This window comes from Allobosea sp. P4_E12 (assembly GCF_056401655.1).
Map to the genome: position 1 here is coordinate 1 of NZ_JBFUIY010000025.1, position 25,993 is coordinate 25,993.

General features: G+C 65.1%; 24 protein-coding genes and 1 tRNA gene. 5 read left to right on the top strand and 20 right to left on the bottom strand.

Translation table 11 applies throughout. From position 1 onward, the window contains the following. Positions 1-45: 45 nt before the first annotated feature. The 7 genes from tnpC to AC1DW9_RS25995 all read right to left on the bottom strand — a co-directional run bounded on the left by tnpC (position 46) and on the right by AC1DW9_RS25995 (position 5,949). The gene (gene tnpC, locus AC1DW9_RS25965; protein ID WP_476855217.1) at positions 46-1,617 is read right to left on the bottom strand and encodes an IS66 family transposase; all 1,572 of its coding nucleotides are present in this window, start codon (positions 1,615-1,617) and stop codon (positions 46-48) included. A 63-nt stretch (positions 1,618-1,680) separates the two neighbouring features. After that, positions 1,681-2,028, bottom strand: coding sequence for an IS66 family insertion sequence element accessory protein TnpB (gene tnpB, locus AC1DW9_RS25970; RefSeq protein ID WP_441509182.1), 348 nt, complete (start codon positions 2,026-2,028; stop codon positions 1,681-1,683). After that, a complete protein-coding gene (tnpA, locus tag AC1DW9_RS25975; RefSeq protein WP_441509181.1) occupies positions 2,025-2,504 on the bottom strand; it encodes an IS66-like element accessory protein TnpA in 480 nt (159 codons plus the stop codon). Before tnpA ends, tnpB begins: the two co-directional genes overlap by 4 nt. A gap of 460 nt (positions 2,505-2,964) precedes the next feature. Continuing rightward, positions 2,965-3,735 (bottom strand): acetoacetate decarboxylase, encoded by a 771-nt coding sequence (locus tag AC1DW9_RS25980; protein ID WP_476855218.1) that lies wholly within the window; start codon positions 3,733-3,735, stop codon positions 2,965-2,967. Between the two features lie 57 nt (positions 3,736-3,792). After that, the gene (locus AC1DW9_RS25985) at positions 3,793-4,956 is read right to left on the bottom strand and encodes a patatin-like phospholipase family protein (protein ID WP_476776576.1); all 1,164 of its coding nucleotides are present in this window, start codon (positions 4,954-4,956) and stop codon (positions 3,793-3,795) included. Between the two features lie 181 nt (positions 4,957-5,137). Continuing rightward, positions 5,138-5,794, bottom strand: coding sequence for a VOC family protein (locus AC1DW9_RS25990; protein WP_476776577.1), 657 nt, complete (start codon positions 5,792-5,794; stop codon positions 5,138-5,140). A gap of 81 nt (positions 5,795-5,875) precedes the next feature. Next, positions 5,876-5,949: transfer RNA gene (locus AC1DW9_RS25995), tRNA-Gln, on the bottom strand. Between the two features lie 168 nt (positions 5,950-6,117). On the opposite strand from AC1DW9_RS25995, the gene AC1DW9_RS26000 reads away from it, so the two are divergent. Then, positions 6,118-6,738 carry an LbetaH domain-containing protein gene (locus tag AC1DW9_RS26000; RefSeq protein WP_476769893.1) on the top strand — a complete coding sequence of 207 codons (621 nt, stop codon included), beginning with the start codon at positions 6,118-6,120 and terminating at the stop codon, positions 6,736-6,738. A gap of 86 nt (positions 6,739-6,824) precedes the next feature. On the opposite strand, the gene AC1DW9_RS26005 is transcribed toward AC1DW9_RS26000, so the two are convergent. Genes AC1DW9_RS26005 through AC1DW9_RS26015 form a run of 3 tightly spaced genes read right to left on the bottom strand, consistent with a single transcriptional unit; the run spans position 6,825 to position 10,312 of the window. Further along, positions 6,825-8,510, bottom strand: a complete 1,686-nt coding sequence (locus tag AC1DW9_RS26005) for a flotillin family protein (RefSeq protein WP_476776578.1) — start codon at positions 8,508-8,510, stop codon at positions 6,825-6,827. A gap of 24 nt (positions 8,511-8,534) precedes the next feature. After that, positions 8,535-9,170, bottom strand: a complete 636-nt coding sequence (locus tag AC1DW9_RS26010) for an OB-fold-containig protein (RefSeq protein ID WP_476776579.1) — start codon at positions 9,168-9,170, stop codon at positions 8,535-8,537. Further along, positions 9,167-10,312, bottom strand: a complete 1,146-nt coding sequence (locus AC1DW9_RS26015; protein WP_476776580.1) for a PspA/IM30 family protein — start codon at positions 10,310-10,312, stop codon at positions 9,167-9,169. Before AC1DW9_RS26015 ends, AC1DW9_RS26010 begins: the two co-directional genes overlap by 4 nt. 370 nt (positions 10,313-10,682) lie before the next feature. Here AC1DW9_RS26015 and AC1DW9_RS26020 point away from each other — a divergent pair, with 370 nt between their 5' ends. Next, positions 10,683-12,008, top strand: a complete 1,326-nt coding sequence (locus AC1DW9_RS26020) for an aspartate aminotransferase family protein (RefSeq protein WP_476776581.1) — start codon at positions 10,683-10,685, stop codon at positions 12,006-12,008. Positions 12,009-12,123: 115 nt separating this feature from the next. Then, on the top strand, positions 12,124-12,669 hold the full coding sequence (locus AC1DW9_RS26025) for a carboxymuconolactone decarboxylase family protein (protein ID WP_441491047.1): 546 nt from the start codon (positions 12,124-12,126) through the stop codon (positions 12,667-12,669). A 32-nt stretch (positions 12,670-12,701) separates the two neighbouring features. Here the strand turns inward: AC1DW9_RS26025 and AC1DW9_RS26030 are convergent, their stop codons facing one another. The 9 genes from AC1DW9_RS26030 to AC1DW9_RS26070 all read right to left on the bottom strand — a co-directional run bounded on the left by AC1DW9_RS26030 (position 12,702) and on the right by AC1DW9_RS26070 (position 22,798). Then, positions 12,702-13,088 carry an ArsR/SmtB family transcription factor gene (locus AC1DW9_RS26030; protein ID WP_476776582.1) on the bottom strand — a complete coding sequence of 129 codons (387 nt, stop codon included), beginning with the start codon at positions 13,086-13,088 and terminating at the stop codon, positions 12,702-12,704. A 239-nt stretch (positions 13,089-13,327) separates the two neighbouring features. Next, positions 13,328-14,986: an OFA family MFS transporter gene (locus AC1DW9_RS26035; RefSeq protein WP_476776583.1), complete on the bottom strand. Its 1,659-nt coding sequence runs from the start codon at positions 14,984-14,986 to the stop codon at positions 13,328-13,330. Between the two features lie 110 nt (positions 14,987-15,096). Next, the gene (locus AC1DW9_RS26040; protein ID WP_476776584.1) at positions 15,097-15,372 is read right to left on the bottom strand and encodes a formate dehydrogenase subunit delta; all 276 of its coding nucleotides are present in this window, start codon (positions 15,370-15,372) and stop codon (positions 15,097-15,099) included. Next, positions 15,369-16,211 carry a formate dehydrogenase accessory sulfurtransferase FdhD gene (gene fdhD / locus AC1DW9_RS26045; RefSeq protein WP_441507730.1) on the bottom strand — a complete coding sequence of 281 codons (843 nt, stop codon included), beginning with the start codon at positions 16,209-16,211 and terminating at the stop codon, positions 15,369-15,371. The genes AC1DW9_RS26040 and fdhD overlap by 4 nt, the downstream gene beginning before the upstream one ends. After that, positions 16,198-19,077, bottom strand: coding sequence for a formate dehydrogenase subunit alpha (gene fdhF, locus AC1DW9_RS26050; protein ID WP_476776585.1), 2,880 nt, complete (start codon positions 19,075-19,077; stop codon positions 16,198-16,200). The genes fdhD and fdhF overlap by 14 nt, the downstream gene beginning before the upstream one ends. Positions 19,078-19,087: 10 nt before the next feature. Then, a complete protein-coding gene (locus AC1DW9_RS26055) occupies positions 19,088-20,674 on the bottom strand; it encodes a formate dehydrogenase beta subunit (protein WP_476776586.1) in 1,587 nt (528 codons plus the stop codon). Continuing rightward, positions 20,671-21,159: an NAD(P)H-dependent oxidoreductase subunit E gene (locus tag AC1DW9_RS26060; RefSeq protein WP_441491040.1), complete on the bottom strand. Its 489-nt coding sequence runs from the start codon at positions 21,157-21,159 to the stop codon at positions 20,671-20,673. The genes AC1DW9_RS26055 and AC1DW9_RS26060 overlap by 4 nt, the downstream gene beginning before the upstream one ends. A 230-nt stretch (positions 21,160-21,389) precedes the next feature. Then, positions 21,390-22,304 carry a LysR family transcriptional regulator gene (locus AC1DW9_RS26065; RefSeq protein WP_441491039.1) on the bottom strand — a complete coding sequence of 305 codons (915 nt, stop codon included), beginning with the start codon at positions 22,302-22,304 and terminating at the stop codon, positions 21,390-21,392. Positions 22,305-22,372: 68 nt separating this feature from the next. After that, entirely contained in the window at positions 22,373-22,798 is a 426-nt protein-coding gene (locus AC1DW9_RS26070) for a lipocalin-like domain-containing protein (protein ID WP_476776587.1), read from the bottom strand. A gap of 202 nt (positions 22,799-23,000) precedes the next feature. Between AC1DW9_RS26070 and AC1DW9_RS26075 the strand changes: the two genes are divergently transcribed. Further along, complete coding sequence (locus tag AC1DW9_RS26075) at positions 23,001-24,902, top strand: hybrid sensor histidine kinase/response regulator (protein ID WP_476776588.1); 1,902 nt, start codon at positions 23,001-23,003, stop codon at positions 24,900-24,902. 37 nt (positions 24,903-24,939) lie between these two features. Here the strand turns inward: AC1DW9_RS26075 and AC1DW9_RS26080 are convergent, their stop codons facing one another. Beyond that, complete coding sequence (locus AC1DW9_RS26080) at positions 24,940-25,368, bottom strand: hypothetical protein (RefSeq protein ID WP_476769882.1); 429 nt, start codon at positions 25,366-25,368, stop codon at positions 24,940-24,942. Positions 25,369-25,482: 114 nt separating this feature from the next. Here AC1DW9_RS26080 and AC1DW9_RS26085 point away from each other — a divergent pair, with 114 nt between their 5' ends. After that, positions 25,483-25,743, top strand: a complete 261-nt coding sequence (locus AC1DW9_RS26085) for a hypothetical protein (RefSeq protein ID WP_441491035.1) — start codon at positions 25,483-25,485, stop codon at positions 25,741-25,743. Positions 25,744-25,993: the final 250 nt, after the last annotated feature.

Genomic DNA, 25,993 nt, shown 5'->3' on the forward strand with positions numbered 1-25,993 from the left:
GTAAGCGTGGTCTGCGGGTAAGCGTGGTCTGCGGACCGCGCTGCGTCAGGCGGCGATCTGCTTGGTTTCCGCCGTCCATTGCCACGGCATGAGCTCGCCGATGCGGCTATTGGGCCAGCCTTCAGCGATCTTGCGGGTGACGTCTGCGATGTAGGCGAAGGGCTCGACGCCGTTCATCTTGCAGGTCTCGATGATCGAGTAGATGGCGGCGGCCCGCTCGCCCCCGGCTTTTGATCCGGCGAAGAGCCAGTTGCGGCGCCCGATTGCGACGCCTCGCAGCGCGCGTTCGGCGATCAGGTTGTCGATCTCCMGATGGCCATGGTCGAGATAGCGGGTGAGCGCCGGCCATCGTCTGAGAGCGTAGGTGATCGCCACGGCAAGCGCGCTTTTCGCCGAGAGCTTGGCGCGGATCGCTTCCATGCGCGCCTTCAGCTCCTCGAGTTGAGGCCGCGACTGCCCCTGGCGCGCTGCATGTCGGATATCGGGCGGCTGGCCGCGTACAGTCTTTTCGACCATGAAGAGGCCGCCGATCCGCTCCAGGAGTTCGGTTGTGGCGGGCGTCGCCTGGGTCTGGTGCAGATCGAAGATCTTGCGGCGGGCATGCCCCCAGCATGCGACCTCGACGGCGCGGCCGCTGCGATAGAGCTCGTCGTAGCCGGCATAGGCGTCCGCCTGGAGATGGCCCCGGAAGTCCTTCAACAGGGTCTGTGGATGTTCGGCGCGCCGATCCGTCGTGAACGCGAACCAGACGGCGGGCATGGTCGGCCCGCCATGCGGACGATCGTCGATCGCATGAACCCAGAGCCGTGCCGTCTTCGTCTTGCCGCTGCCGGGATCGAGCATCGGCACCGGCGTGTCGTCGGTGTGGAGTTTTGTCGCGGCCAGAACCGTTTCCCTGATGCGCGCCACGATCGGATCGAGCAGGGCTGCGCCTTGGCCCGTCCAGCCGGCCAAGGTCGAGCGATCGATGTCGATGCCCTGCGCCGCCATGATCTCGGCCTGGCGATACAAGGGAAGATGGTGGTCGAACTTCGAGACGAGAACGTGCGCGATCATGCGGAAGCTTGCCTTGCCGCGTGCGATGGCCTTCTCCGGAGCCTGCACGATCGCCTCGCAGGCGCGGCAGGAGAACTTCGGCCGGACATGGCGCACCACCCTGAAGGCGACCGGCTCAATGTCGAGCACCTCGTCGGCATCCTGGCCGAGACGGCGCAGCGCCCCGCCGCAGGCCGGGCAGACGCAGTCACCGCTGCCGGGCAGGTGCACGATCTCCTCGCGCGGCAGATGCGACGGCAAGGCTCGATCCGGCGCCTTTCGCGCGGGCGCGATGGACGGGCTGCGCCGCGGCAGTTCCGCCTCCGCCGTCTCCAGTTCCTCCAGCGCCAGTTCGAGCTGGGCGATCTCGGTTGCCAGCTTTTCCGAGGACCGGCCAAAATGCATCCGCTTGAGCCGGGCGATCTGAACCTTGAGCTTCTCGATCAGCAGATCGCGGCCGAGCAGCGCGCTTTCCACGACGGCTCGGGCGACCCGCTCGCGGTCGAGTTCCTCACGCTGCGCGACGACGAGGCGGCGCAGGGATTCGACGTCATCAGGAAGCGATGCGGTGCTGCTCGACACCAGGGATGGATAGCACAAAACGCCTCTGAACGACAGTAAAAACGTTCTGATTCAATGCGTTACCTATCCAGCCAATCCTGGCCGCCAGCTCCTGATCGGAGCGCGCCAGTCAATGCCCTCCATTAGCATCGCCAACTGCGCCGCTGTCAGCGACACCGTCCCCGTCGCCGCAGCCGGCCACACGAAGCGTCCCTTCTCAAGCCGCTTTGCGAACAGGCAAAGGCCCTGACCATCCCACCACAAAAGCTTGACCAGGTCGCCGCGCTTTCCCCTGAAGGCGAACAGCGCGCCCGAATGAGGATCCTGCGCCAGCACCTCCTGGATCATCACCGCCAGGCCGTCGAAGCCGCGACGCATGTCCGTCGCGCCGCAGGCGAGATAGACCCGGCCGTTGACGGAGAGCGGGATCATCGCGCGCCGAGCGCGGCGAGCACTCGCTTCAACGCCTTCCCGTCGACGCCGCCATCAACCCGAACCCTGACGCCGGAGGGAAGCTCGATCTCGATCAGTGTCGGCGTTGGCTTCGACGCCGGCAACGACATCTCGCATCGTCCAGGCTCCCGACGCGCCACCGCCGATCCCTGTGGCGGAGCGTCGGTAATCTCGACCCGAGCAAACGTCGGCGCGGCTGGCCTTGGCGCGCCCAGGGAACCGTCCAGAGCCAAGCGGCGCCACGTGTAAATCTGGCCCGTGCCGATCGCGTGATGATCAGCCGTCCGCGACACCGATCCGCCCGCGCCGAACGCCTCCTCGAGGATCGCCAGCTTCTCGTCCGTCGACCACGACCGCCGGCTCGACATCCGCGCGATCACCTGCACGCGGCCGCTGTGACCACTCCTACGATCGGTCGTAGGACCCCTCGCATCTCCGTCGATCTCGTCGGCCATGCCCGTCTCCGTTCAGGAGACATCGAAACAGCGCGATCAGGACTCTTCGCGCAAGGCGGCCGTCAGACCGCGCTTACGGTGAATAGCCATTGTTGACGAGAACTATCCGCGGGAATACGGAAGCTGAGCGCAGATACAAATCAGCAACACTTACCGTGAATGCTGACGTTTCGGCATCTTCACTGCACTTGTCTCAATGAGGCGGCGTTGCGTCGGAACCGATCCGTTTCGCTATCTTGGAGCGGCCGCCGTCTGCAACAACGACTGCTTGCTCGTCATCGCTCTGATCCACCACCCACGGGCGGACTGAAACAGCGCGCCGGGCCACCACGGCAGTGTCGATTATTCCGCGTGGGGTGACGGTCCCGCAGCTCTTCGACAAGGGAGCTAGGATGTTTCCGACACTGAAACGCTGTTCCCATCCGCCGCCGCGCGCTCGCCGCGCCGAACGGATCGCCGTTCAGGCCTTGGCTGCGTCGGTCGCGAGGTAGTCAAACACGACCTCGCCGAGGCCCAGCGTCAGGTCGGCAATGTAGTGGCTCGCCGAGACCACTTCGTGAACGGGCAACCGCGCCACGTCACACATCGCATGCTCGAAGAGCTGTAGCGCGGCCGGGCCGGACCAGGCCCMTTTCAACGTCACGTCCTCCATGTAGTAGCGCACCAGCTCGCAGATGCGCGGCGAACCGTCGACATGAGGGATGATCTTGATCATGAAGGCGGGCCTGGCCATGGCCTTGGCAAGCGGCGCCAGATCGAGTTCGCGATGCTTGTAGCCCATGGTGGCGGTCGCGCAGAGGACCGAGCCGTAATGCAGGGTGCCGACGAGCGTCTCCTGTTGATGCGTCAGCTTCGGCGTCGCGAGTTTCTTCGGGAAGCCCCAGATCTCGCGCCCGCCGGCGATGGGTGAATTGTCGTCGAGATACATGGCGTGGACATAGCCGCCTTCCTGGACCTCGCCCGACGCGGTGGTGAAGCGCACCGGGATGACCTGACCCGTCTCGGTATAGTCGCCGAAGCCGGTCGAATCCGGCATGCGGATGAACTCATAGGCCACGGTATCGCCGATGACCTCCAGCGGCTCGGGCACGAACGCGCGCAGCCGCTCGATATCCGTCCGGTAGTTGATGACGACGAATTCGCGATTGTAGAATTTGTAGGGCGGCTTCGGGTAGGCGGGATTGTTCAGTGGCATCGCGAAAGCATTGGCGCGCACATCGGCGATCTTCATGACGCTGTGTCCTCGTTGCTCGTTGCCTGAAGCCTGCTGCGACATGCTCGCAAGCCACTAACTGCGCTTTCGCATCGCCAGTTCAGCCAGATCGAAGGTGGCGACGCCATCGGGCGTCTCCGCGGGCCGAAGCACTTCGGGATAGCTCAGGGTGAAGCACGCGTCTTCGTAGCCCGATGCCCAATGCTCTTCCATGGTCGCGCGCGAAAACTCGTAGTCCTTGGAGGAGCCCTCATAGCTCTTGGAGCGGTAGATCAGGTGGACGATGTTGTGGATCTTGTCGTCGGCCTCGGCGATCAACGCGAGAACGTCAGGATCGGCGTTGGCCAATGCCGTTTTCGGAACGTATTCGATCAGATGCCGCAGCGCGCGTCGCAGGCTCTGGTTCTTCCGGAACTGGTCGGTCGCTGCACGTGTGCGGCTTGAGAAGCGGATATCCTTCAAGCGCGAATCCTGGCTGGCCAGATCCTTGGGAAACTCGCCCTTCGCGCTCCACAGGTCGACCTGAAATGCGAGCGTGTCCTGGCGAGGCCGGCTGTCCAGGACCCATTGCAGCGGAGTGTTGGAAACAAGTCCGCCATCCCAGTAGCTCTCGCCATCGATCTCCACCGCCGGGAAGCCCGGCGGCAAGGCCCCGCTGGCCATGACATGCTCGGCCGCGATGACATGGGTCGCCGTGTCGAAATAGGCGAAATTGCCCGTTCTCACATTCACGGCTCCTACGCTGAAGCGTATCGGGCCGGCATTGATGCGATCGAAATCGACGAGCCGCTCCAGCGTCGCCTTGAGCGGGCTGACATCGTAGAAGCTCTCTGCAGCAGCACCGCTATCCGAGGACAGGAAGGGCGGGATCGGGCGCGGGCTGAAGAAGTCCGGCGCGCCGCCCATCAGCGTGGCGAAGGCGCGCGTCTGGTTGAGCCAGCCGTGAGCGAGATCGCCATTCCAGGGCATCGCTCCCAGCATGGACGAGAGCAAGGCGGGGAAACCCGGCAGAGGTGCAGTGATCGCCTCCCAGAAGGCGCGCAGCGCATCCACGCGCTTCCCCGGCGGATTACCGGCGATCAGGGCGGAATTGATCGCGCCGATCGAGATGCCCGCCACCCAATCAGGGTGCAGCTCGGCTTCGGCCAGGGCCTGGTAAACTCCGGCCTGATACGACCCGAGCGCTCCTCCTCCTTGCAGAAGCAGCGCGATACGCTCGAACGGTGGGCGTTTGGGCATACGGCGTACCTTGTTCATGGGGCGCAATGGCCAGGCATCTTGCATTGAACCGCTCTGCGATTGGTTCAGATTTTCATGCGGGTTGATGCGATTCAAGAGCTGCTGATCGGGGCGAACGGGCCTCGGCAGTTCTCCCGGCTGGGGACAGCACCAGTCCGATGGGATCGGGCTTTTCGCTCGCTCAGGACAGCTCCTTCACGCCGGCTGGCGTTTCGATCAGCGCACGATAGCGCAGATCATCGCCTGGTATGATGACAGGCGGACGGTCGATCCCGAGCGTCTCACAGAGCGTCGAGAGGGTGGCCGCGTCACGGTGTGCGAGCGTGAATGAGCGCAGCCGTGCACCCAGATCCGCAATCGCAGCCATCGCGCGCGGCTTGCCCCGCCTGTCGATGAGGGAAGGGGCTGCTCCGCCAAGGGGCAGGGCGCCGCCATCCGGGATCGCGAAGTCAAAGGAGGGGGCGGACCATGGCAGCGAGACCTTTCGCCCAAAGATGTCTTCGCGGCCTTGAAGGACAAGGTCGATGGTGTCGGTTCGCGCGACCCAGCCGCGCAGGCGGCGCCCCGCATCCCAATCGCCTTTGACGGCGATGCGATCGTCGAGGCCGAACCAGCGTGCGCGGCCAGGCCCTTGCGCATCCGGGTCGAGCGCGACGATTTCCAGATAGACGGTCCCGCCGAGCTGCAGCAGGTGATTATAGGTGCCCATATAGCCATGGCGCTGCCCGAAAGGGACATCGAGATCGAGGCAGGATCGAACATGGGCGACGCCTTCGACCAGCGTCGGCGCAATCACGGTGAGATGGTCGAGCGTCAGCATGTCCTGGCCAGCGGGCAAGGGGGTAGGGTTTCGTTCACGATTGTTCGGAACGCGGTCAAGTCCGGAAACCGGGAATGCCGGCTGACGATGTATTTGGGGTGGTTCCCGCTCATGGATTCGAACCACAATTCCCTGAGCCAAAATCAGGTGTCCTGCCGTTAGACGAAGCGGGATCGTCTAACCCTGTTGTCGCCCGGCACTATGCGCGGAGAAATACACCAAGCGTCCTCGGTCCGGTCTGAATACAAAGTGTTGCATGGCTCGCGGCTGCACATCAACGGCAATTGGCGTTGCGATGCTGACCTCGGCCAGCGAAGGGATCGAGAGAGTGAGGAGACGCCATGTCTGCCGATCTGCGGATCGAGAAATTCGTCGCGCTTTGGCCGGTTTCGCCATTCCGGCAGGACGCTCAACACGCCTGGCAGATCACCCAGAGGGCCGCGGAACTGGTCGGAGCGGCGCTCAGCGCTCTTAATGACGATTACAGGCGTGAAGGCGATATCGCGGTGCACCGGACCGCGACCATCGAGAGCGGGGCTGTCCTGAAGGGGCCCGCGATCATCGGGCCGGGCTGCTTCCTGGCCGCCGGCGCCTATCTGCGTGGCGGCGTGTTCCTGGACGAGGGCTGCATCATCGGGCCCGGATGCGAGCTCAAGTCGAGCTTCCTGTTCCAGGGGGCCACGCTCGCGCATTTCAACTTCGTCGGCGACTCGATCCTGGGTGCGGACGTCAATCTCGAAGCGGGTGCGATCATCGCGAACCACCGTAACGAATGGGAGACGAAGGCTATTCGCTTCGTCTTTGGCGGAGGGGTCGTCGAGCCCGGCGTCGAGAAGTTCGGGGCGCTCGTCGGGGACCACGTGCGGGTCGGCGCGAACGCGGTCATCGCGCCCGGCGCGATCATCGGCCGGGGGACCAAAATCCCCCGGTTGACGCTTGTCGATCAGGCTCCCGGCCTCTGAGGGAGGGGCGGTCAAAGCCGGACGCTTGAGCCGCCGCCTTGTGCCTCTCGACCGAGCGGCGCTGGGCCGCGCGGCGCAAAGGTCGCTTACGCCGCCCCGCTTTCGGCTGCGGGAAGCGCGGTCGGGTGTTGCGTTCCGTTGAGCAAGGCATGCACCGGATCATCGCCTGCGAAGCCGGCCTGGGCCAGTATCGCATCGACGATCGGCTTTTGCGCGCCATAGCTGAGGAGCTGGCTGCTGAGGTCCGCGATCGGGCCGCCATGTCCGGCCGATCCTGCGCCGCCAGCGCCCATGGCGCCGAGCAGGCCGCCCGCACTGAAGATCTTGATGTCGGAGATCTTCTCGATCGGCTTCATCACCTGCGCGAGAGCTTCGGGAATGACGGCGATGCGCTGCTTCGTCAGCTCGAAATCGACCATCTGCGGCGAGAGCGAATTGCGGGCTTCGTTGAGCGCACGCTCGCGCTTCGCCTCCGCCTCGCCGAGTTCCATGATGCCGCCCGCACGAACCTTGGCGGCCTCGGCCTCGGCCTGTGCCTTGGTCAGCATGGCCGCAGCGAGATTCTCGGCGGCTTCCCGTTCGGCCTCGGCCTTCACCGTAATACCGGTCGCGGCCTGCTCGGCGTCCTTGCGCGCGTCGATGACGGCGATCTTCTTGGCGCGTTCGGCGACTTCGACGGCGCGCGCGGTCGCGACCTGCTCCTCGGCGGTGACGGCTGCGGCCTTGGCTTCCTCCGCCTTTGCCTTGGCCTGCGACTCGGCTTCGCTCTTCTGTGCGACGGCGATGGCGGCGTCGATCCTGGCTGTCTCGGTGATGCGCGTCGCTTCGGCCGCGCTTTCGGCGATGCCGCGCTCGGCCGTGATGCGGGCGGTCTCCTTGGCCTGGCGCGCCTCTGCCTCGTTCTTGGCGACGCCACGTTCGGTCTCGAGCCGGGCCGTCTCCTCGGCCAGGCGTGCGGCCTGCTCCGCACGGGCCTGTTCCGCGCGCGTCTCTGCCGTCTTGTTGACGATGTCGCGCTGCTGGTTGAGTTCGGCGTCGCGTTGCTCGCGCTCGATCGTCAGGCGCTGCAGCGTTGCCTCACGGTCCTTCGTCGCGATGGCCACCTCGTTCTCGCGCACGATCTCGTTGCGTTCGCGGCGCCGCTCCTCGGTGACGCGGGTCAGCGCGGTCAAACCCTCGGCGTCGAAAGTGTTGTTGGGGTTGAAATGCTTGATGTCGGTCTGGTCGAGCCGCGTGAGCGAGACGGATTCAAGCTCGAGGCCGTTGGATTGCAGGTCGGCCGCGACGGCATCCTGCACCGCCTTCACGAAGTCAGAGCGCTTTTCCTGCAGGTCCTTCAGGCTCATGGTCGCGGCAACCGAGCGCAGCCCGTCGACGAACTTGGCTTCCACGAGGGTCTTCAGCAGGTCGGCATTGTTGGTGCGGTCGCCCAGCGTCTGCGCCGCCAGGGAGATATTGTCCGCATCCGGTTTCACCCGCACGTAGAACTCCGCGGTGATGTCGGCGCGCATGCGATCGGCCGTGATCAGCGACTCGCCTTCGCTGCGGTGAACTTCAAGGCGCAACGTGCTGAGCTGCACCCAGGAATAGGAATGGAAGATCGGCAGGATCACGGACCCGCCGTCGAGGACGACCCGCTTGCCGCCTAGGCCGGTACGGACATAGGCCTTGTCCCGGGTCGAGCGCGTATAGAGCGCCGCCATGACCACGCCGATGCCGATGATGAGCACAATCGCCGTTCCGGCAATCGTGAGGACGGAAACATAGTCCATGAACGTATTTCCCCTTATCCAGCTTCAGGTCTGCGCGCCGAGCTCATCGGGCGCAGGAATGGCCTCGAACAACCCATTGGAACCATCGACCACCAGAACGCTCGCCCCTTGCGGGATGAGGTGGCCCGCGGCGGCTTTCGCCCGAAGGACGTGGATGTTGCCGTGCAGGTCCCTGACACGGACCCGCCCCGGCTTGCCCTGGTCGAGCGGGCCGAGCGTCACCGTGCCGGTCAGCCCGATCAGGTCGGACTGGCTGATGGCGTTGGATTCATCGCCCGGGATAATCCGCGCCGTCCAACGCGACAGCGCACGTGTCGTCGGCAGCGCCACCATCACGGCGAGCAGGCTGGCAAACAGTGTCGGCAGCGGCGAAAGGAGCGCCTGGGCCACGCCCTGAATGGCGAATCCGGCGATGGCGAACGAGGCCAGCCAGATCATGATCAGCACGAGCAGCGGCACGCCGCCCCGGTTGAGCCAGGACATCCAGGCATCGAGCGGGCCGTGCTCGCTATGGACGCCGTGATGGGAGAGCCCGTCATTCACCAGCGACGAGATCGACATCCCCACGACCATCGCGAGGATCTCGATGGCGACGATGCCGACGAGGATCAGCGCAGCGATCGTGAAGGGATAGAGGCCCGGCGCAGTCAGTGCGCTCATGAACCGCTGTGCCCTTTATAGCGGGCCAGCCGCTCCTGGATTGCCCTCTCTCGTTGCAGGCGGGCCAGTTCCTCGACCTCGGAGACGCCTATCTCCGGCCGCCCGGAGACACCGGTGACGCGCTCGATCGCGTTCAGCGATTGGGCCAGTCGGTTGTCATTGCGGACCGAGGCACTCACGCCCTGGCTCGCATCCTCCGCGCCTTTGCTCTTCTTCAGGGCGGCGAGCCGGGCAACGGCATCCTGCCGGGCGGAGTTGACAGCCTGGAGGGCCTTGCCCGCCTCCTCGATCTTGCCGGCAGCCTCGGTCAGCGCCGTCTCCAGCGCCGAGCGCTGTGCCTCCAGGTCGATCTGCAGGCCGATGACGGGTGTGACCAGATCCTCGCGCCCGCTGGCCAGGCCGACTTCGATCTTCCCTGCGAGATCCTCGATCTCGTCGTTGATCTCGGCGATCTTCGCCTTGAGGCGGTGCTCTTCGGCGCGTGCCTTGCCGGCGCCCGCCCGCGCATCCTCCGCGACCGCGTCGATCTCCCTGATCGACTGCTCGACGGTGACGATGGCGTTGGCGCCTTCAAGGGCATCGACGGTGCCGTGGGCGGCGCCTGCGATGATACGCCCGATGCGCGATAAAATTCCTTCGGTGGCCATGACGGTCTCCTTCGGTGTGATGGCAGCAGCGATGCCGACGAGGATGAGAGACTCGTCATCCCGCAGCACCAGCCGTGCTTCGGCGTGATCCGACCAACCCGGTACGTAGCCGGCAACAGAATAGGGAATGAGCCTGCGCCCCTCGATGGTGGAGAGGCTCAGATGTGTGGGGGTCTTGATGGCATAGAGCCGCCCATCCAGCGGCAGGTCGGCGACGACGGTTCCACTGGTTCGGCCGGCGTGATCCCGCAGGCCGAGCGTCACCAGCCGCGCCGGTAACCGCGTCTGTTCGCGGATGGTGGCGTAAGCCTGCTCGTGCAAGGCGACGAGATTCGCACTGGCGCCGCGATCCCGTTCGATCTCGTCGAGAATGCGCATCATCTCGGCATAATCCGCGAGCGTTGCGCGGATCGCGCGCATGTCGTCCGGCGAGGGGTCCAGGACGTAGCTCATGGTCGACTGATAGCGCGAAACCATGCCGAGGATATAAAGCACTTCCTTTGTGCTTTCAAGGGACGCCTACGTAACGTCAGCTATGACCTGCCGTTGGTGCGCCGGTCATGAATACGGCCGGGCGCCGATGCGGAACAGGTGCTCGCCCGGAAGAGGGAAAATGCGGGCGCAGATGCGCCGGGGATGCCGCCAAGAGCACCCTGATATCGCCAGCAGCGCGGGCGCGAGGCCCCTCTTTCGCAATACATACAGAGAGACCTTCAGGACTCGGTGCTCAACAAGAGTATGGCGCGTCGCGCCGCAGGATACTCTGTTGGCACCGGTGTCTGGCGACGTGCGCCGATTGCTGCCCTGTGCCATGAATTGCAGGCCGCGGTGAGGGCGGCGGGGCCACGCTAACCCGGAAGCCAGGATGACCAGGATTCTTCATCGCTCCCTGAATGGGCGGCTACCGCGAGCGGTTGCGGGGCAGGGCATCACGATCACGGATGCCGAGGGGCGCAGCTATATCGACGGTTCCGGTGGGGCCGCCGTCTCCTGCCTCGGCCATGGCCACCCGGAGGTGCTTGCGGCGATGCGCGCCCAGATGGACCGCATCAGCTATGCCCACACCTCCTTCTTCACCACCGATGTCGCGGAAGAGCTTGCGGAGCGCCTGATCGACCTGGCGCCAGCAGGGCTGGACTACGTCTATCTCGTCTCGGGCGGTTCGGAGGCGGTCGAAGCGGCGCTCAAGATGGCGCGGCAATATTTCGTCGAAATCGGCCAGCCGCAGCGCCGCCATTTCATCGCCCGCCGGCAGAGCTATCACGGCAATACGCTCGGCGCGCTCGCGGCCGGCGGCAATGCCTGGCGGCGGGCGCAGTTCCAGCCGATCCTGCCACAGAGCCACCATGTCTCGCCCTGCTATGCCTATCGTGACCTCAGGCCAGGCGAGACGTCCGAAGCCTATGCCGAACGGCTCGCCGACGAACTGGAGGCGAAGATCCTCGAACTCGGCGCCGAAGAGGTGATCGCCTTCGTAGCTGAGCCGGTGGTCGGCGCAACGCTGGGAGCTGTCGGGCCGGTCGCGGACTATTTCGCGCGGGTGCGCCGCGTCTGCGACAAATACGGCGTGCTGCTGATCCTCGACGAGGTGATGTGCGGCATGGGCCGCACCGGCACGATGTTCGCCTGCGAGCAGGACGGCATCTCGCCCGACCTCGCCACCATCGCCAAGGGGCTGGGGGGTGGCTATCAGCCGATCGGCGCCGTGCTGCTGTCGCAGCGGATCTATGACGCCTTCGCCCAGGGCTCAGGGCTGTTCCAGCATGGTCATACCTATATCTGCCACCCGCTCGCGGCGGCGGCGGCGAACAAGGTCGTCGAGATCATCTCGCAGCCGGAAATGATGGGACATGTCCGCCTGATGGGCGAGCGCCTGCAGGCTGGGCTCGACGCACGGCTCGGCCAGCACGCCCATGTCGGCGACATCCGCGGGCGCGGTCTGTTCCGCGGCATCGAGATCGTTGCGGACAAGGAAACCAAGGCCCCCTTCGATCCGGCCCTGAAGCTGCATGCCCGGATCAAGAAGGAGGCGATGGCGCGCGGCCTGATGAGCTATCCGATGGGTGGCACAGTGGACGGGCGGCTCGGCGACCATGTGCTGCTTGCACCGCCCTACATCATCCAGCCTGACGAGATCGACCTTATCGTCGAGCGGATCGGCGCGGCGATCGAGGCAGCGGTGCGCAGCTGACTGGCCCGATGCTTCAGCCTTTCCGTGTTTGCATCGGTCCCAAAAACCGGAACTTTTTCGGGCCAGTGATTTTGAGAACCGGCATCCTCCGGCGCTGCCTTCAACGAGATTGACAATGACGAACTCGCCTTGCCCACCGATCACTGACGCCGGCTGGCCGGACCAGATTGCCGAGATGCGAACCGGTTTTGCCGGCGCGCTCAATGTCTACCGAACGATGGCCCATCATCCGGAGCTGCTGAAGGCCTGGGCTGCGCTACGCCAGCATGTGGTGAGGGACAGCGCGCTCGGCGCCGTGCGTTCGGAGCTGGTTATCCTGCGCGCCGCGCACCGGATGGGCTCGCCCTATGAATGGGCCCATCATGTCAGCCGGTCCCGGGTTTTGGGGATGAGCGATGCGCGTATCGCCGCGATGCGCGGGATGCCGGAGGGCGAGGACGGGCTGGTCGCCCGCGCTGTCGACGCGCTCTTCGATCAGCGCCGCCTGCCGGCCGAACTCGAGGCCGAGCTTGCGGAGGCATTCGGGCGCAAGGCGGTCTTCGACCTGATCGCGACCGTCGGATTCTATTCCGTGCTCGGCTATATCCTGATGACCTACGACACGCCGATCGACGGGCCGGTCGCAACGGAAATGGCGGAACGGCCCTTGTCCGGCGCGTAGCAGGACTAGACCGGCCTTTGCGCGCGCCTCGATCAGGCGTGAGCTTTCGTCCAATGCGCAGCCGTCGCATCGAGGGTGGCCGCGATCACGGCGCCGACGCCGCGGTCGTTCAGGCGGTAGAAGATCCGCCGGCCGACGCGGCGCGTCGACACGATCCTTTGAAGCCGCAGGCGGGTCAGCTGCTGGGAGACCATGGCCTGGCTCAGGGACAGGGCGGTTTCGAGTTCCGCGACCGAGCGTTCCTGCTCTGCAAGCAGATAGAGCAGCTGCAGCCGGTTCTTGTGAGCCAGGACCTTGAACAGCTCGCTGGCCTGCAAGGCCCTGGCTTCCAGCGTCGCGGCTGGTTCCGGGAGGGAGGTCGCTCTGTCGTCCGGCATGGCACCCAATGGTCGCGCGATCAGGAAGTTCGCTATATCCATTGGAATATAACCGACCGGGCAGGTCGTTGTCCACGCAGATCTTCCAGGCCATCGCTGGGAAGGACGATTTGCGCGCAACCGTTACTTCATGACTCTAACGAAGAAGCCAAGACATCGCATTGTATTTCCGTCTGAATAACGGGGAGGGCGGAGAGCTGTCTCCTTGGCCGGCACGCCCCAAACGGATCGAGGCCCGCGGCATGCCGCAGGCCTCGACGGTCACGTCCGAATCCTGTCGGTTACCGGAACAGCGCCAGCGACTTGGACAGGGTGATCCAGACACCCCAGGCAATCGGGATGCCGACGACGGCCCAGGCGAGCAGCGCCGTGCCGTCGAGCCCGCCCTTGCCGATGCCGAAGGAGCCGTAATGCAGGCTGGCGCTGGCATTGGCCGACTTGGCCTGGAGGGCGGCGACTTCCGCGTCCTTCATGAACCAATTCGTCGCAACGGGGCGCACGAGCAGGTTGCAGATGAAGCCCAGCACCAGCATGCCGGCCAGGATATACATCGTCCGGTCATAGACCTGCGCACGGGGCACGCCCGCATTGATCTGCGCCTCGCGGATGTAGTTCACGACCACCGGGCCGACGATGCCGGCGGTCGACCAGGCCGTCAGCAGGCGCCCGTGGATCGCGCCGACGAACTGGGTTCCGAACATGTCGGCGAGATAGGCCGGTACCGTCGCGAAGCCGCCGCCATACATCGACAGGATGATGCAGAAGAAGGCGACGAACAGCGCCAGCGAGCCGGCATGCGCCGCCCAGGGCGAGAGCCCGTAGAGCAGCATGCCGAGGCCGAAGAAGGTGGCATAGGTCAGCTTGCGCCCGAGCTTGTCCGACAGCGAGGCCCAGAAGAAGCGGCCGACGATGTTGAACAGCGAGAGCAGGCCGACAAAGGCCGCGGCGATCGTCGCGATCTGCTTCTTCTGCTCGGCATCGAGCGCGGCAAAGCCGATCTCGGGCTTGCCGATCAGCGATCCCGCGAAAATCTCCTGCAGCATGGGTGACGCCATGCCGAGCACGCCGATGCCGGCGGAGACGTTGAGGCAGAGCACCGCCCAGATCAGCCAGAACTGCCGCGTCTTGTGCGCGTCCTTGAGATGGACATGGCCGGACGTGATCATCGCGTTCTGCGTTGCCGGCGGCGTCCAGCCTTCCGGGCGCCAGCCGGCGGGCGGAATGCGGTAGCCGAAGGCACCTGCCATCATGAAGGCGAAGTAGATCACGGCCATCACGACGAAGGTTTGCCAGACACCGACGGAGGTGGGCGTCTTGAAATAGTTCATCAGGATGTCAGCCAGTGGCGAGCCGATCATCGCGCCGCCGCCGAAACCCATGATCGCCATGCCGGTCGCCATGCCGCGCCGGTCCGGGAACCACTTCACCAGCGTCGAAACCGGAGAGATGTAGCCAAGGCCAAGTCCGATGCCGCCGATCACGCCCGAGCCCAGCCACATCAGCCAGAGCTGGTGGGTGTAGACGCCAAGGGCCGAGATCAGCAGTCCGCCACACCAGCACAGCGCCGAGACGAAGGCAGCCTTGCGCGGGCCCGAGCGTTCGAGCCAGCCACCCCAGATCGCTGCCGAAGAGCCGAGCAGCACGAAGAACAGCGTGTACATCCAGCCGAGATCGGCGACCTTCCAGTCGCAGCTCGTCGTGAACAGCGAGCCGATCAGCCCGACATCCGCCGCGCAGGCGACGGGCTTGGTGATGCCGATCGCTTGGCTGAGCGGCAGCCAGAACACGCTGAAACCATAGGCCATGCCGATGCATAGATGGATGCAGAGCGCCGCAGGCGGCACCAGCCAGCGATTGAACCCCGCAGTCGCGATGATCCGCTCCCGGTCCAGCAGGCCGGGCGACAGTGCGACTTGCCCCAGATCTTGTGCGATGCTCATCCCAGTCATTCTCCCCGAGCGTTTGGCGTCCTGGCCGGTTTCCGCACCGGCTTCTTCCGACACCGGCCTTCCCTCGAAGGGCCGGTGGCATTCCGTGAACAGCAGAGATGTCAGCGTCCGGCGGGCGCGCCCTTGATCCTGGGCAGCGCCTTGCGCAGCAGCGGTGGCAATCCGGACGGGTTCGCAGCGAAGGCTGCGATGAAGTCGTCGCGCATGCGCCGGCTCCAGAACTGGTTGATATGGTCGGCGATCGCGGGCACGGCCTGCTCGTCCGGGTAGGATTGGAAGAACTCGGCGATCTGGCCGCCCATGTGCGCGAGCTTGGCGCCTTTACCTGCCAGCACCGCTTCGGCATGCGAGGAGGGCGTATTGCCTATCGTGCTCATGACGTGTGGGCCTCCCGCTCATGCGCGAGCGTGCCAGTGAAAAGCATGGCAGCATCGCTGCGCGCGATGCTGACCAGGGTGAGGCCGAGGCGCTTGGCCCGCTCGATCGCCAGGGATGTCGGGGCCGAAACCGAAACCAGCGTTCCGGCTCCGAAGATCGCGGCCTTCTCGACCATCTCGAATGAGGCGCGACTGGTGACGAGGACGAAGCCGTCATCGGTGCCATGGCCGGCACGAAGCCGGGCGCCGATCAGCTTGTCCAGCGCATTGTGACGGCCGACATCCTCGCGTGCAGCCAGGATCTTGCCCTCGCCGTCGCACCAGGCCGCGGCATGGACGGCGCGCGTCAGGCGATGCAGGGGCTGGTGGCCTTCCAATGCGGCGAGCGAAGCCCGGATGGCGGCAGGCGTCACCGCGGAGCGGCTGCGGGACAGCCGCTCCGCGACCGGCAGCTCGGCCAGGGTTTCGACGCCGCACAAGCCGCAGGATGTGCGGCCCGAGAGATTGCGACGCCGGGCCAGATGCTCGCGGAAACGGCCGGGCGCCAGATCGACCGAGACCACGATGCCGTCTTCCCGCGGCGTGACCCGGATCTCGCGGATCTCCTCAACCCCGGTGATGATGCCTTCGGTCAGGCTGAAGCCGACGACGAAATCCTCCAGGTCGGCCGGGCTCGCCATCATCACCGCATAGGGCAGGGTGCCATAGACGACGTTCACCGGCGTCTCGACCGGGACCTCGGCGATCGCGAACGGCTGCGGGCCTGAGTCGAACCGCAGCGGTTCGACCTGGACGGCGCAGGAGGCCGGGGACTGGGCGGGCGAACTATTCTGCGGCATCCGGCAACCTGCCCGCGATCAGCCTGAGCGAAACGTCTTCCTCCCGGTTCCGCTCCTGCCATTGCGAATAGTAATTGGTGCGCCGAACCTCGACGGCCGTGACCTTGTATTCCGGGCAGTTCGTCGCCCAGTCCGAATAATCGGTGGTGATGACGTTGGCGCCGGTCGAGGCATGGTGGAAGGTCGTGTAGACCACGCCCGGTTGCATGCGTTCCGAGACCTCGGCCCGCAATGCGATATCGCCCGAGCGGCTGGCAAGCGAGATCAGATCGCCCGTCTGGATGCCGCGGTTCTCCGCGTCGAATGGGTGAATTTCGAGCACATCCTCATCGTGCCAGATCGAATTCTCGGTCCGGCGCGTCTGAGCCCCGACATTGTACTGCGAGAGAATGCGGCCGGTCGTCAGGATCAGTGGGAAGCGCGGGCCGGTGCGCTCCTGCGTCGGCACGTATTCCGTGATCATGAACTTGCCCTTGCCGCGCACGAAGCGGTCGACATGCATCAGTGGCGTGCCGTTCGGGGCTTTCTCGTTGCAGGGCCATTGCACCGAGCCTTGCTTGTCGAGCTTGTCATAGCTCACCCCGGCGAAGCTTGGCGTCAGTCGCGCGATCTCGTCCATGATCTCGCTGGGATGGGCGTAGGCCATGTCATAGCCGAGCGCATTGGCGAGATCGATCGTGACCTGCCATTCCGACTTGCCCGAGAGCGGCGCCATGACCTGGCGGACGCGGTTGATCCGGCGTTCGGCATTGGTGAAGGTGCCGTCCTTCTCCAGGAAGGACGAGCCCGGCAGGAAGACATGGGCGTATTTCGCCGTCTCATTCAGGAAGAGATCCTGGATGACGACGCATTCCATCGCAGCGAGACCCGCCGTGACGTGCTGGGTGTTGGGATCGGACTGCGCAATGTCCTCGCCCTGGACATAGAGCCCCTTGAACGTGCCCCCGACCGCCTCGTCGAGCATGTTGGGAATGCGCAGGCCCGGCTCGGTCTCGAGCGGCACGCCCCACATCATCTCGAAGATCTGGCGGGTCGCATCGTCGGAGACATGGCGATAGCCGGAGAACTCATGCGGGAACGACCCCATGTCGCAGGAGCCCTGGACATTGTTCTGGCCGCGCAGCGGATTGATGCCGACGCCCTCGCGGCCGATATTGCCGGTGGCCATCGCGAGGTTCGCCATCGCCATGACGGTGGTCGAGCCCTGGCTGTGCTCGGTGACGCCGAGCCCGTAATAGATCGCACCATTGCCGCCGGTCGCGAAGAGGCGCGCGGCGGCGCGGACCTCGGTCGCCGGCACGCCGGTGAATTCCTCGCTCGCCTCGGGCGAGTTGCGCTCTTCGGCGATGAAGCGGGCCCAGATCTCGAAATCGGTGAGGTCGCAGCGCTCGCGGACATAATCCTCGTCGATCAGCCCCTCGGTGACCACGACATGGGCAATCGCATTGATCAGCGCGACATTGGTGCCGGGCCTGAGCTGGAGGTGATGCTCGGCCTTGATGTGCGGCGACTTCACGAGGTCGATCCGGCGCGGATCGGCGACGATCAGCTTGGCGCCCTCGCGCAGGCGCTTCTTCATCCGCGAGGCGAAAACCGGGTGACCGTCGGTCGGGTTTGCACCGATGACCATGATGACATCCGCCTTGGCCACCGACTTGAAGTCCTGGGTACCGGCGGAGGTGCCAAATGTCGTCTTCAGACCGTAGCCGGTCGGCGAGTGGCAGACGCGGGCGCAGGTATCGACATTGTTGTTGCGGAACGCGGCGCGCACCAGCTTCTGGACGAGGAAGACCTCTTCATTGGTGCAGCGGGACGAGGTGATCGCACCAACCGATTCCCGCCCGTAGCTGGCCTGAATCCGCTTGAACTCGGACGCCGCGTAGCCGATCGCCTCCTTCCAGGACACCTCGCGCCAGGGATCGGTGATCTTCTCGCGGATCATCGGCTGGGTGATGCGGTCCTTGTGGTTCGCATAGCCCCAGGCGAAGCGGCCCTTGACGCAGGAATGTCCCTCGTTCGCCTTGCCGTCCTTGTAGGGAACCATCCGCACGACGCGGTCGCCCTGCATCTCGGCCTTGAACGAGCAGCCGACGCCGCAATAGGCGCAGGTCGTGACCTTGGAATGCTCCGGCTGGCCCATCGCGATGACGGAGTTTTCCATCAGGGTCGCGGTCGGGCAGGCCTGGACGCAGGCGCCGCAGGAGACGCATTCGGAGCCGAGGAAGTCGGTTGGGCCGGCCGCGACGCGCGACTCGAAGCCGCGTCCGGTGATCGTCAGTGCGAATGTGCCCTGCACCTCTTCGCAGGCGCGGACGCAGCGGTTGCAGACGATGCATTTCGACGGGTCATAGGTGAAATAGGGGTTCGAAGCGTCCTTGCCGAGGAACAGCGCGTTGGCCGCGCCGTCCTGCTTCGCGAAGACGTGGTTCTCACCCTCATAGCCATAGCGCACCTCGCGCAGGCCGACGGCGCCGGCCATGTCCTGCAATTCGCAGTCGCCATTGGCCGAACAGGTCAGGCAGTCCAGCGGATGATCGGAGATGTAGAGCTCCATCACGCCCTTGCGCAGCGTCGAGAGTTGCTCGCTCTGCGTCCTGACCACCATGCCGTCCTCGGCCGGTGTGGTGCAGGAGGCCGGAGTGCCGCGCCGCCCCTCGATCTCGACGAGGCAGAGCCGGCACGAGCCGAAGGGTTCGAGCGTATCGGTGGCGCAGAGCTTCGGGATCTTGGTGCCGAGGCTCATTGCCGCCGCCATGACGGAGGTGCCGGCCGGCACCGTGACGCTCTGCCCGTCGACCGTCAGCGTGACCAGCTTCTCCGCCACGCGGATCGGCGTCCCGAAATCGATCTCCTTGATCAGGCTCATCAGATGCTCCTCATTCGGCGGCCATCGGCAGCGGTGGCCGGTCGAAATCCTCGGAAAAATGGTTCAGCGCGCTCAGCACCGGCATGGGGGTCAGGCCGCCCATCGCGCAGAGCGAGGCGTCGGTCATCAGGCGCGAAAGATCGCGCAGCACGGCGATGTTCTTCGGGCGCTCGTGGCCTGCGATGATGCGGTCCATCACCTCGACGCCGCGCGTCGCGCCAATGCGGCAGGGCGTGCACTTGCCGCAGCTTTCCTTGGCGCAGAACGCGAAGGCGAAGCGCGCCTGCTTGGCCATGTCGACCGTGTCGTCGAACACGACGATGCCGCCATGGCCAAGCATCGCCCGGCTGGCCGCCAGCGCCTCGTAATCCATCGGCGTGTCGAGTTGGCTCGCAGTCAGATAGGCGCCGAGCGGACCGCCAACCTGGACGGCGCGGATCGGCCGGCCGCTCAGTGTGCCGCCACCAAAGCCCTCGATGATCTCCCGCAGCGAGATGCCGAAGGCGAGTTCGATCAGCCCGCCACGTCTGACATTGCCGCCGAGTTGCACCGGCAGCGTGCCGCGCGAGCGACCCATGCCGAAATCAGCATAGGCCTGGGCGCCATGGGCCAGGATCCAGGGCACGGCCGCGAAGGACAGCACGTTGTTGACGATCGTCGGCTTGCCGAACAGGCCTTGCAGCGCAGGCAGGGGCGGCTTGGCCCGGACGATCGCCCGCTTTCCTTCCAGGCTTTCGAGCAGCGACGTCTCCTCGCCGCAGATATAGGCGCCGGCCCCGAGCCGGGCCTCGAGGTGGAAAGCATGTCCGGAACCGAGGACCGAGTCGCCGAGCAGGCCGGCATGCTCCGCCTTCAGAATGGCGCGGCAGAGTGTGCGATAGGCATGCGGATATTCCGAGCGCAGATAGATGTAGCCACGCGTCGCGCCGACGGCGATTGCCGCGATCACCATGCCCTCGATCAGGAGGAAGGGGTCGCCCTCGATGAGCATGCGATCGGCAAATGTGCCGGAATCGCCCTCATCGGCATTGCAGACGATATATTTCTGATCGGCCCTGGCGTCCTGGACGGTCTTCCATTTGATCCCGGTCGGGAACCCGGCGCCGCCCCGGCCGCGCAGGCCCGACGCGCGAACCGTCTCGACGATCTCGGCCGGCTGAAGCGCGAGCGCCGACTGCAATCCGGCCAGGCCGCCATGGGCGCGATATTCCGGCAGGGAGAGCGGATCGGTGACGCCGACACGCTCGAAGGTCAGGCGTTGCTGGCGCTTCATCCAGTCGAGTTCGGCGACCGGGCCAAGCCGCAGCGTATGCGCATCGCCATGCATGAAGCCTGCATCGAACAGGCCGGCTACCCCTGCCGCGGTGACCGGGCCATAGGCGACGCGGCCCTCGCTGGTTTCAACCTCGACCATCGGTTCCAGCCAGAGCAGGCCGCGCGAACCATTGCGGACGAGTTCGATCTCGATGCCGCGCTCCGCGGCTTCTCGCAGGATCGCCTGCGCGACCGCTTCGGCGCCGACCGACAGGGCGGCCGCATCGATCGGCACGAAGACGCGGATGCCGGGGGGCGGGCTGTTGGTGAACTCCTGGCTCATCGCTGCCCCCTCGAGCCGGGCTGCGTCTCGCAAAGCGCAAGCAGGCGCGCTGCGTCGACGCGCCCGATCAGTTCGCCATCCACCAGGGCCGAGGGCCCGAGTGCGCAATTGCCGAGGCAATAGACGGTCTCGACCGCGACGGGGCTGTCGGGAGACGCGTGATCGACCGCGATGCCGCCCGCCTGGGCAAGATGCGCGACGAGGTCTTCGCAGCCGAGCGCCTGGCAGGCCTCGGCCCGGCACAGCTTGACGACGCGGCGCGGCGGCGGCTCGGACCGGAAGTCGTGATAGAAGCTGATCGTGCCATGAACCTCGGCCCGCGACAGATTCAACGCTTCCGAGATCAGCGGAACGGCCTCGGCGTCGATATAGCCGAACTCCTCCTGCAGCGCGTGCAGGATGGGCAGGGTTGCGCCTTCCAAATGAACGAGCCCGCCGACGATTCGACGTGCTTCGTCCCGGTCCCATGCCGGAAACTCAGCCATATTTCCTCCAAGCGGGCCGTTGAACCGGCCGTCATGCTTGTGGTCAGGGTGGCCAAGGCTGGAACGATTTCAAATCGTTTGTTCCAACTACGTGATAGTTTCTAGCTATCAAAAAGCAGCGTTCCCGGGATGCTTGCCGCATCTCCTTGCGTGCCAATCCATAGAACGCGGCCAAACGATTATAGTTCCCTCCGGGAGGAGCTGGATCTGCCGTCTTAGATAGAACTCAGCTATCTCACGATGGGCAGGCGAGGCAGGCCGGCCTCGCTGATCGGGCGCGACATCATCAGCAGGTTTCGCGCCAAGGGCGCGAAGGGCTGGCGGTCCGCCACGATCAGCCCGATGGTGCGCTTGGCGTCCGGCTCCACGAGCGGCAGGGCCTTGGTTCCGAGCGGTACCCCGAAGAACTCGAGCAGCTGCAGCGAGACGATGCTCGAGACGCCCTGGATCCCGGCATGAGAGCACAGGTTGAAGATCGAGTTGGTTTCGATTGCCGGCCGAGGCGAATGTCCGACGGAGCGAAAGATGCCGTCGATGATCCGTCGGTTCTGCATGTCGGAGGTCAGCAGGCAAAGCTTGAGCTCCGCGGCTTCCGCCCAGGTGATGGTGTCCTGCCGCGCGATCTCGCCATCCTCGCGCGTCAGCAGCACATAGGATTCCAGGTAGATCGGCTTCGAGATCACGCGGTCGAGAGGTTCATTGTCGAGATAGGTCAGGCCGACATCGAGCTCGAAATTGTCGATTCGGCTCTGGATCTCGGCCGAGGTCAGCGACAGCACGGTCAGGGAGACCGCCGGGTAGCGCTCCGAGAACGGCGCGGTGATATGGGCGATCATCGGCAGGGCTGTCGGAATGGCGCCGAGCCGGATACGGCCGCTCACGCCCTGCCTGAGCTCGGCGATCGATTCCTTCAGCAGGTCGGCCTCCGCCAGGATGCGGCGGGCATGGGCGAGGACGACCTCGCCCTCCTTGGTCAATCCCTGAAACCGGCGCCCCCGCTCGACGATGAGCACGCCGAGTTCCTCCTCCAGCTGGCCGATGGCGGTGGACAGGGTGGGTTGGGAGACGTGGCAGGCCTCGGCTGCGCGTCGAAAATGCTTCTCGCGGGCAAGGGCGTCCAGGTAGACAAGCTGACGAATGATCATTGCAGCTAGGCTAGCGCGGCGGTCGTTCGGTTCAATCTGAAAATGTGCCGATCTGCCCGCGAAAGCGCTCAGACCTTCCGGAACTCCATGCGGTAGATCACCGCTTCGCCGGTTGCGGGATCGTGGCCGGGCGCTCCGCTGATCACGAGGCTGTCCCCGGCCAGGGTGTAGGGCCGGATCAGGTCGATCTGCCAGGTCGGGTTCCAGGCAGCGTCGACATGGTGGGTGACCTTGTCGTCCTCCAGCGTATAGGCCGCCGCATAGGCAAGCATCGAATCGAACAGACCGATCTTTTCCTCGGGCGATGGCGCAGACCCGACGGGCTTCTCCCTGTTCCGGTCAAGCACGAGCGCCATCATTCGACCGTCGGGCTGATAGGAAATGTAGCCGACCGGATCAGACCCCATGGCGTCGGTCACGACCCCGGTCGCGACAGCCTCGCGCGTCCAGGAGATCATTTTCCAGGTGCCCAGCAGAGCTTCGGCGTCGGCCATGCCAGTCTCCAACGACGCTTTCGCGAGTTGGTAGCCATCTTGCTCGGGGCATTCGATAAAGCAAATGGGGCTTAGGCGTGCTGCGCTGCGACGGGGCGCTCGATGCTTTTTCATTCCGGCGACGGAACAATGTCCACTCGCCGACGTTCCCTGTTCCGGTGTGATGCGCGGGGACGCTATGGGTAAGGCCGAACAATCTGCAATGGGCGATGAGCGTTATCGCATCCTGGTCGAGGCCGTCACGGATTATGCGATCTACATGCTCGACCCGGCAGGCGCGATCGGCAGCTGGAACCGCGGGGCCGAACGCTTCAAGGGCTACACGGCGCTGGAGGTGCTTGGCACCAATTTCTCGCGTTTCTACACCGATGCCGATCGCGCGAGGGGRCTGCCCGCGTTCGCGCTGGGCACGGCGGCGCGCGAGGGCCGCTTCGAAAGCGAGGGCTGGCGCGTCCGCAAGGACGGCACGACCTTCTGGGCCAGCGTCGTCATCGATGCGATCTATGGAACGGACGGCGAACTCCTCGGCTTCGCCAAGATCACGCGCGATCTGTCCGAGCGGAGAGAAGCCGAAAATGCCCTGCGTCGAAGCGAGGAGCGCTTCCGGCTCCTGGTGCAGGGCGTCACCGACTACGCCATCTATATGCTCAATCGCGACGGCATCGTCAGCAACTGGAATCAGGGTGCCGAGCGGATCAAGGGCTATGCGCCAGACGAGATCATCGGGCAGCATTTCTCCCGTTTCTATACGGCCGAGGATCGCGAGAGGGGCGAGCCCCAGCGCGCGCTCGACACGGCCATCCGCGAGGGCAAGTTCGAGAAGGAGGGTTGGCGCCTCCGGAAGGACGGAACGCCGTTCTGGGCAAGCGTGGTCATCGATGCGATTAAGGGGGACAATGGCGAGGTCATCGGCTTCGCCAAGGTCACCCGGGACATGACCGAACGGCGACGCCATGAGCAGGCGCTGGAGGAGGCGCGGCAATCGCTGCTTCAAAGCCAGAAGACCGAGGCCATCGGCCAGCTCACCGGCGGCGTTGCGCATGACTTCAATAATCTGCTGGCCGCCATCCTCGGCAGCCTGGAGCTCATCCGCAAACAGGCCTCGAGCGAGAAGGTCGCCGCTCTCGCCGATAACGCGATCGAGGGCGCGCGCCGGGGCATTTCCCTGACACAGCGCATGCTGTCCTTCGCGCGCCGCCAGGAACTTTCTCCCACGACGGTCGACCTGCCGAAGCTGGTCTCGGGCATGTCGGAGTTGCTCCAGCGCTCGCTCGGTCCGCTCGTCAGTATTGAAACGCGGTTTCCGCTGGCGCTGGATGCGGCGCGCGTCGATCCGCATCAGCTCGAACTGGCGCTGCTGAACCTGACCATGAATGCGCGGGACGCCATGCCAGGTGGCGGGACGATCATCATTGCGGCGCGCGCTGAGGATATTGCGGCGGCCGGGCGCTCGAACCTGGCGCCAGGGCGCTATCTCTGCCTGTCGGTGAGCGATGTCGGAGAGGGAATGGACGAGCAGACGTTGGCACGCGCGACCGAGCCGTTCTTCACGACCAAGGGGGTCGGCAAGGGCACCGGGCTCGGGCTCTCCATGGTCCATGGCATGGCCGAACAGTCCGGGGGGGGATTCGTCCTCAAGAGCCGGTCCGGAGAGGGGACGACGGCCGAAATCTGGCTTCCCGTCGCAGAGCGATTGCCGACGCAGGAGGTCTCGCCCGATGCCCGATCGTATCCGGCGGATGACAAGCCCCAGCGCTCATTGCGGGTGCTCGCCGTCGATGACGACGCACTCATCCTGATGAACACGGCGGCCTTGCTCGAGGATCTTGGACACAGCGTGATCGAGGCGGCCTCGGCCAGGGAGGCGCTCGAGGTGCTCGACGGCGGCGCAAAGATCGATCTCGTCATCACCGACCACGCGATGCCCCGGATGACGGGCGCCCAGCTCGCCGAAATCATCAGGGCGAAATGGCCGGACCTGCCGATCATCCTGGCAACCGGCTATGCGGAGCTGCCAACCGAGCAGGGACAGAAACTGCCCCGGCTCTCAAAGCCGTTCTGGCAGGTCGATCTCCAGCGTGCCGTCGACGCGGCAACAAGCTGAATTCGGCACGCAGATCCGACTGCGCCGCGGCCCAATACTAGCCGGCGAGTGCTGCCGTCGTGGTTGCCACATCCTGGCAATCGGAGTTCGTGGCGGCAACTTCCAGCGCGGCGATGAAAAGCGCGCCCTTGTCCGTCACATGCGTGATCAGCACCTCGACTGATCGCCCGTCATTGCAGACCAGTCTCAGGCGGTCGGCAAAGACCAACGGATCCCAGGCATCCAGATCGCCGATCAGCTCACCGGACAGGAGGCCGTCCGGCTGGGTCACCATGCGGTATTCCAGCGGAAGCTGTGCTCCGCTCTTGAGTACGATTTTTCCTGCAACTGGCATCGCTGCTCCTGTTCCGGGACGGGCGAAACTTCGGCGCGGTCCCTGAGATAATTTTCTCAAGAGTACCGCGCCTCGCCCGTCGATACGATAAAAAACCAATTGGTGCAGTGGCTTATAGCGAGGCGTGCGCACCGCCTGCTCATTTCGAGCCGATGGCGCAATGGGAACAAATGAGTAAGTGGCGCATTCTGATGAGAGTGATGCTTTTGCGTCGATTGAGTGATCCGGGCAGCGCAGGGTCGGACAATGAGCGAGACAACGATCAAGGGAACAAGCCTCAGCCGCGGCGAGCGACTTCAGGTCATGCTCGACGAGGACGAGCTGCGGGTGATCGATGACTTCCGGTTCAATAATCGCATGCCGACGCGTGCCGCGGCCGTGCGGGAGCTGCTCAGGCGAGGGCTGGAGGCCGTCGGTTACACGCTCGTGCCGGGCGCAAAATCCAGCTCCTACGGCGTGATGAATGGCGGGGACGGCGAAGGCGAGGCCCAGGCCGGATCAGAATGAGGGCGCCTCTTCGTGCCTGCGCACGGACGGCATCGTGAGGCGCAGAATCTTTTCGGACCGATGGAACCTGACGGGGGGCATCGCAGTTGAGTGTCGCCAGTCGATTGTCGGTGTCGAAATCCTTCGTCTCCCCGGCGGACTGCCGGCGTGTCTATCTCCCCGTTTTTCCTTCCACTCTGCTCAGTCTGGCGGCCCCGCGATGATCCTCTCAGTGTCAGTTCATGCCGAATGCCGCTAGGAACGCTTGCAC

What these genes read in the sequence shown, in the direction of transcription:
- tnpB (WP_441509182.1), bottom strand. Translation starts at nt 2,028, where the DNA reads ATGATCCCGCTCTCCGTCAACGGCCGGGTCTATCTCGCCTGCGGCGCG.
- tnpA (WP_441509181.1), bottom strand. Translation starts at nt 2,504, where the DNA reads ATGGCCGACGAGATCGACGGAGATGCGAGGGGTCCTACGACCGATCGT.
- AC1DW9_RS25985 (WP_476776576.1), bottom strand. Translation starts at nt 4,956, where the DNA reads ATGCCCAAACGCCCACCGTTCGAGCGTATCGCGCTGCTTCTGCAAGGA.
- AC1DW9_RS26000 (WP_476769893.1), top strand. Translation starts at nt 6,118, where the DNA reads ATGTCTGCCGATCTGCGGATCGAGAAATTCGTCGCGCTTTGGCCGGTT.
- AC1DW9_RS26005 (WP_476776578.1), bottom strand. Translation starts at nt 8,510, where the DNA reads ATGGACTATGTTTCCGTCCTCACGATTGCCGGAACGGCGATTGTGCTC.
- AC1DW9_RS26010 (WP_476776579.1), bottom strand. Translation starts at nt 9,170, where the DNA reads ATGAGCGCACTGACTGCGCCGGGCCTCTATCCCTTCACGATCGCTGCG.
- AC1DW9_RS26020 (WP_476776581.1), top strand. Translation starts at nt 10,683, where the DNA reads ATGACCAGGATTCTTCATCGCTCCCTGAATGGGCGGCTACCGCGAGCG.
- AC1DW9_RS26025 (WP_441491047.1), top strand. Translation starts at nt 12,124, where the DNA reads ATGACGAACTCGCCTTGCCCACCGATCACTGACGCCGGCTGGCCGGAC.
- AC1DW9_RS26030 (WP_476776582.1), bottom strand. Translation starts at nt 13,088, where the DNA reads ATGGATATAGCGAACTTCCTGATCGCGCGACCATTGGGTGCCATGCCG.
- AC1DW9_RS26035 (WP_476776583.1), bottom strand. Translation starts at nt 14,986, where the DNA reads ATGAGCATCGCACAAGATCTGGGGCAAGTCGCACTGTCGCCCGGCCTG.
- AC1DW9_RS26040 (WP_476776584.1), bottom strand. Translation starts at nt 15,372, where the DNA reads ATGAGCACGATAGGCAATACGCCCTCCTCGCATGCCGAAGCGGTGCTG.
- fdhD (WP_441507730.1), bottom strand. Translation starts at nt 16,211, where the DNA reads ATGCCGCAGAATAGTTCGCCCGCCCAGTCCCCGGCCTCCTGCGCCGTC.
- fdhF (WP_476776585.1), bottom strand. Translation starts at nt 19,077, where the DNA reads ATGAGCCTGATCAAGGAGATCGATTTCGGGACGCCGATCCGCGTGGCG.
- AC1DW9_RS26055 (WP_476776586.1), bottom strand. Translation starts at nt 20,674, where the DNA reads ATGAGCCAGGAGTTCACCAACAGCCCGCCCCCCGGCATCCGCGTCTTC.
- AC1DW9_RS26060 (WP_441491040.1), bottom strand. Translation starts at nt 21,159, where the DNA reads ATGGCTGAGTTTCCGGCATGGGACCGGGACGAAGCACGTCGAATCGTC.
- AC1DW9_RS26065 (WP_441491039.1), bottom strand. Translation starts at nt 22,304, where the DNA reads ATGATCATTCGTCAGCTTGTCTACCTGGACGCCCTTGCCCGCGAGAAG.
- AC1DW9_RS26070 (WP_476776587.1), bottom strand. Translation starts at nt 22,798, where the DNA reads ATGGCCGACGCCGAAGCTCTGCTGGGCACCTGGAAAATGATCTCCTGG.
- AC1DW9_RS26085 (WP_441491035.1), top strand. Translation starts at nt 25,483, where the DNA reads ATGAGCGAGACAACGATCAAGGGAACAAGCCTCAGCCGCGGCGAGCGA.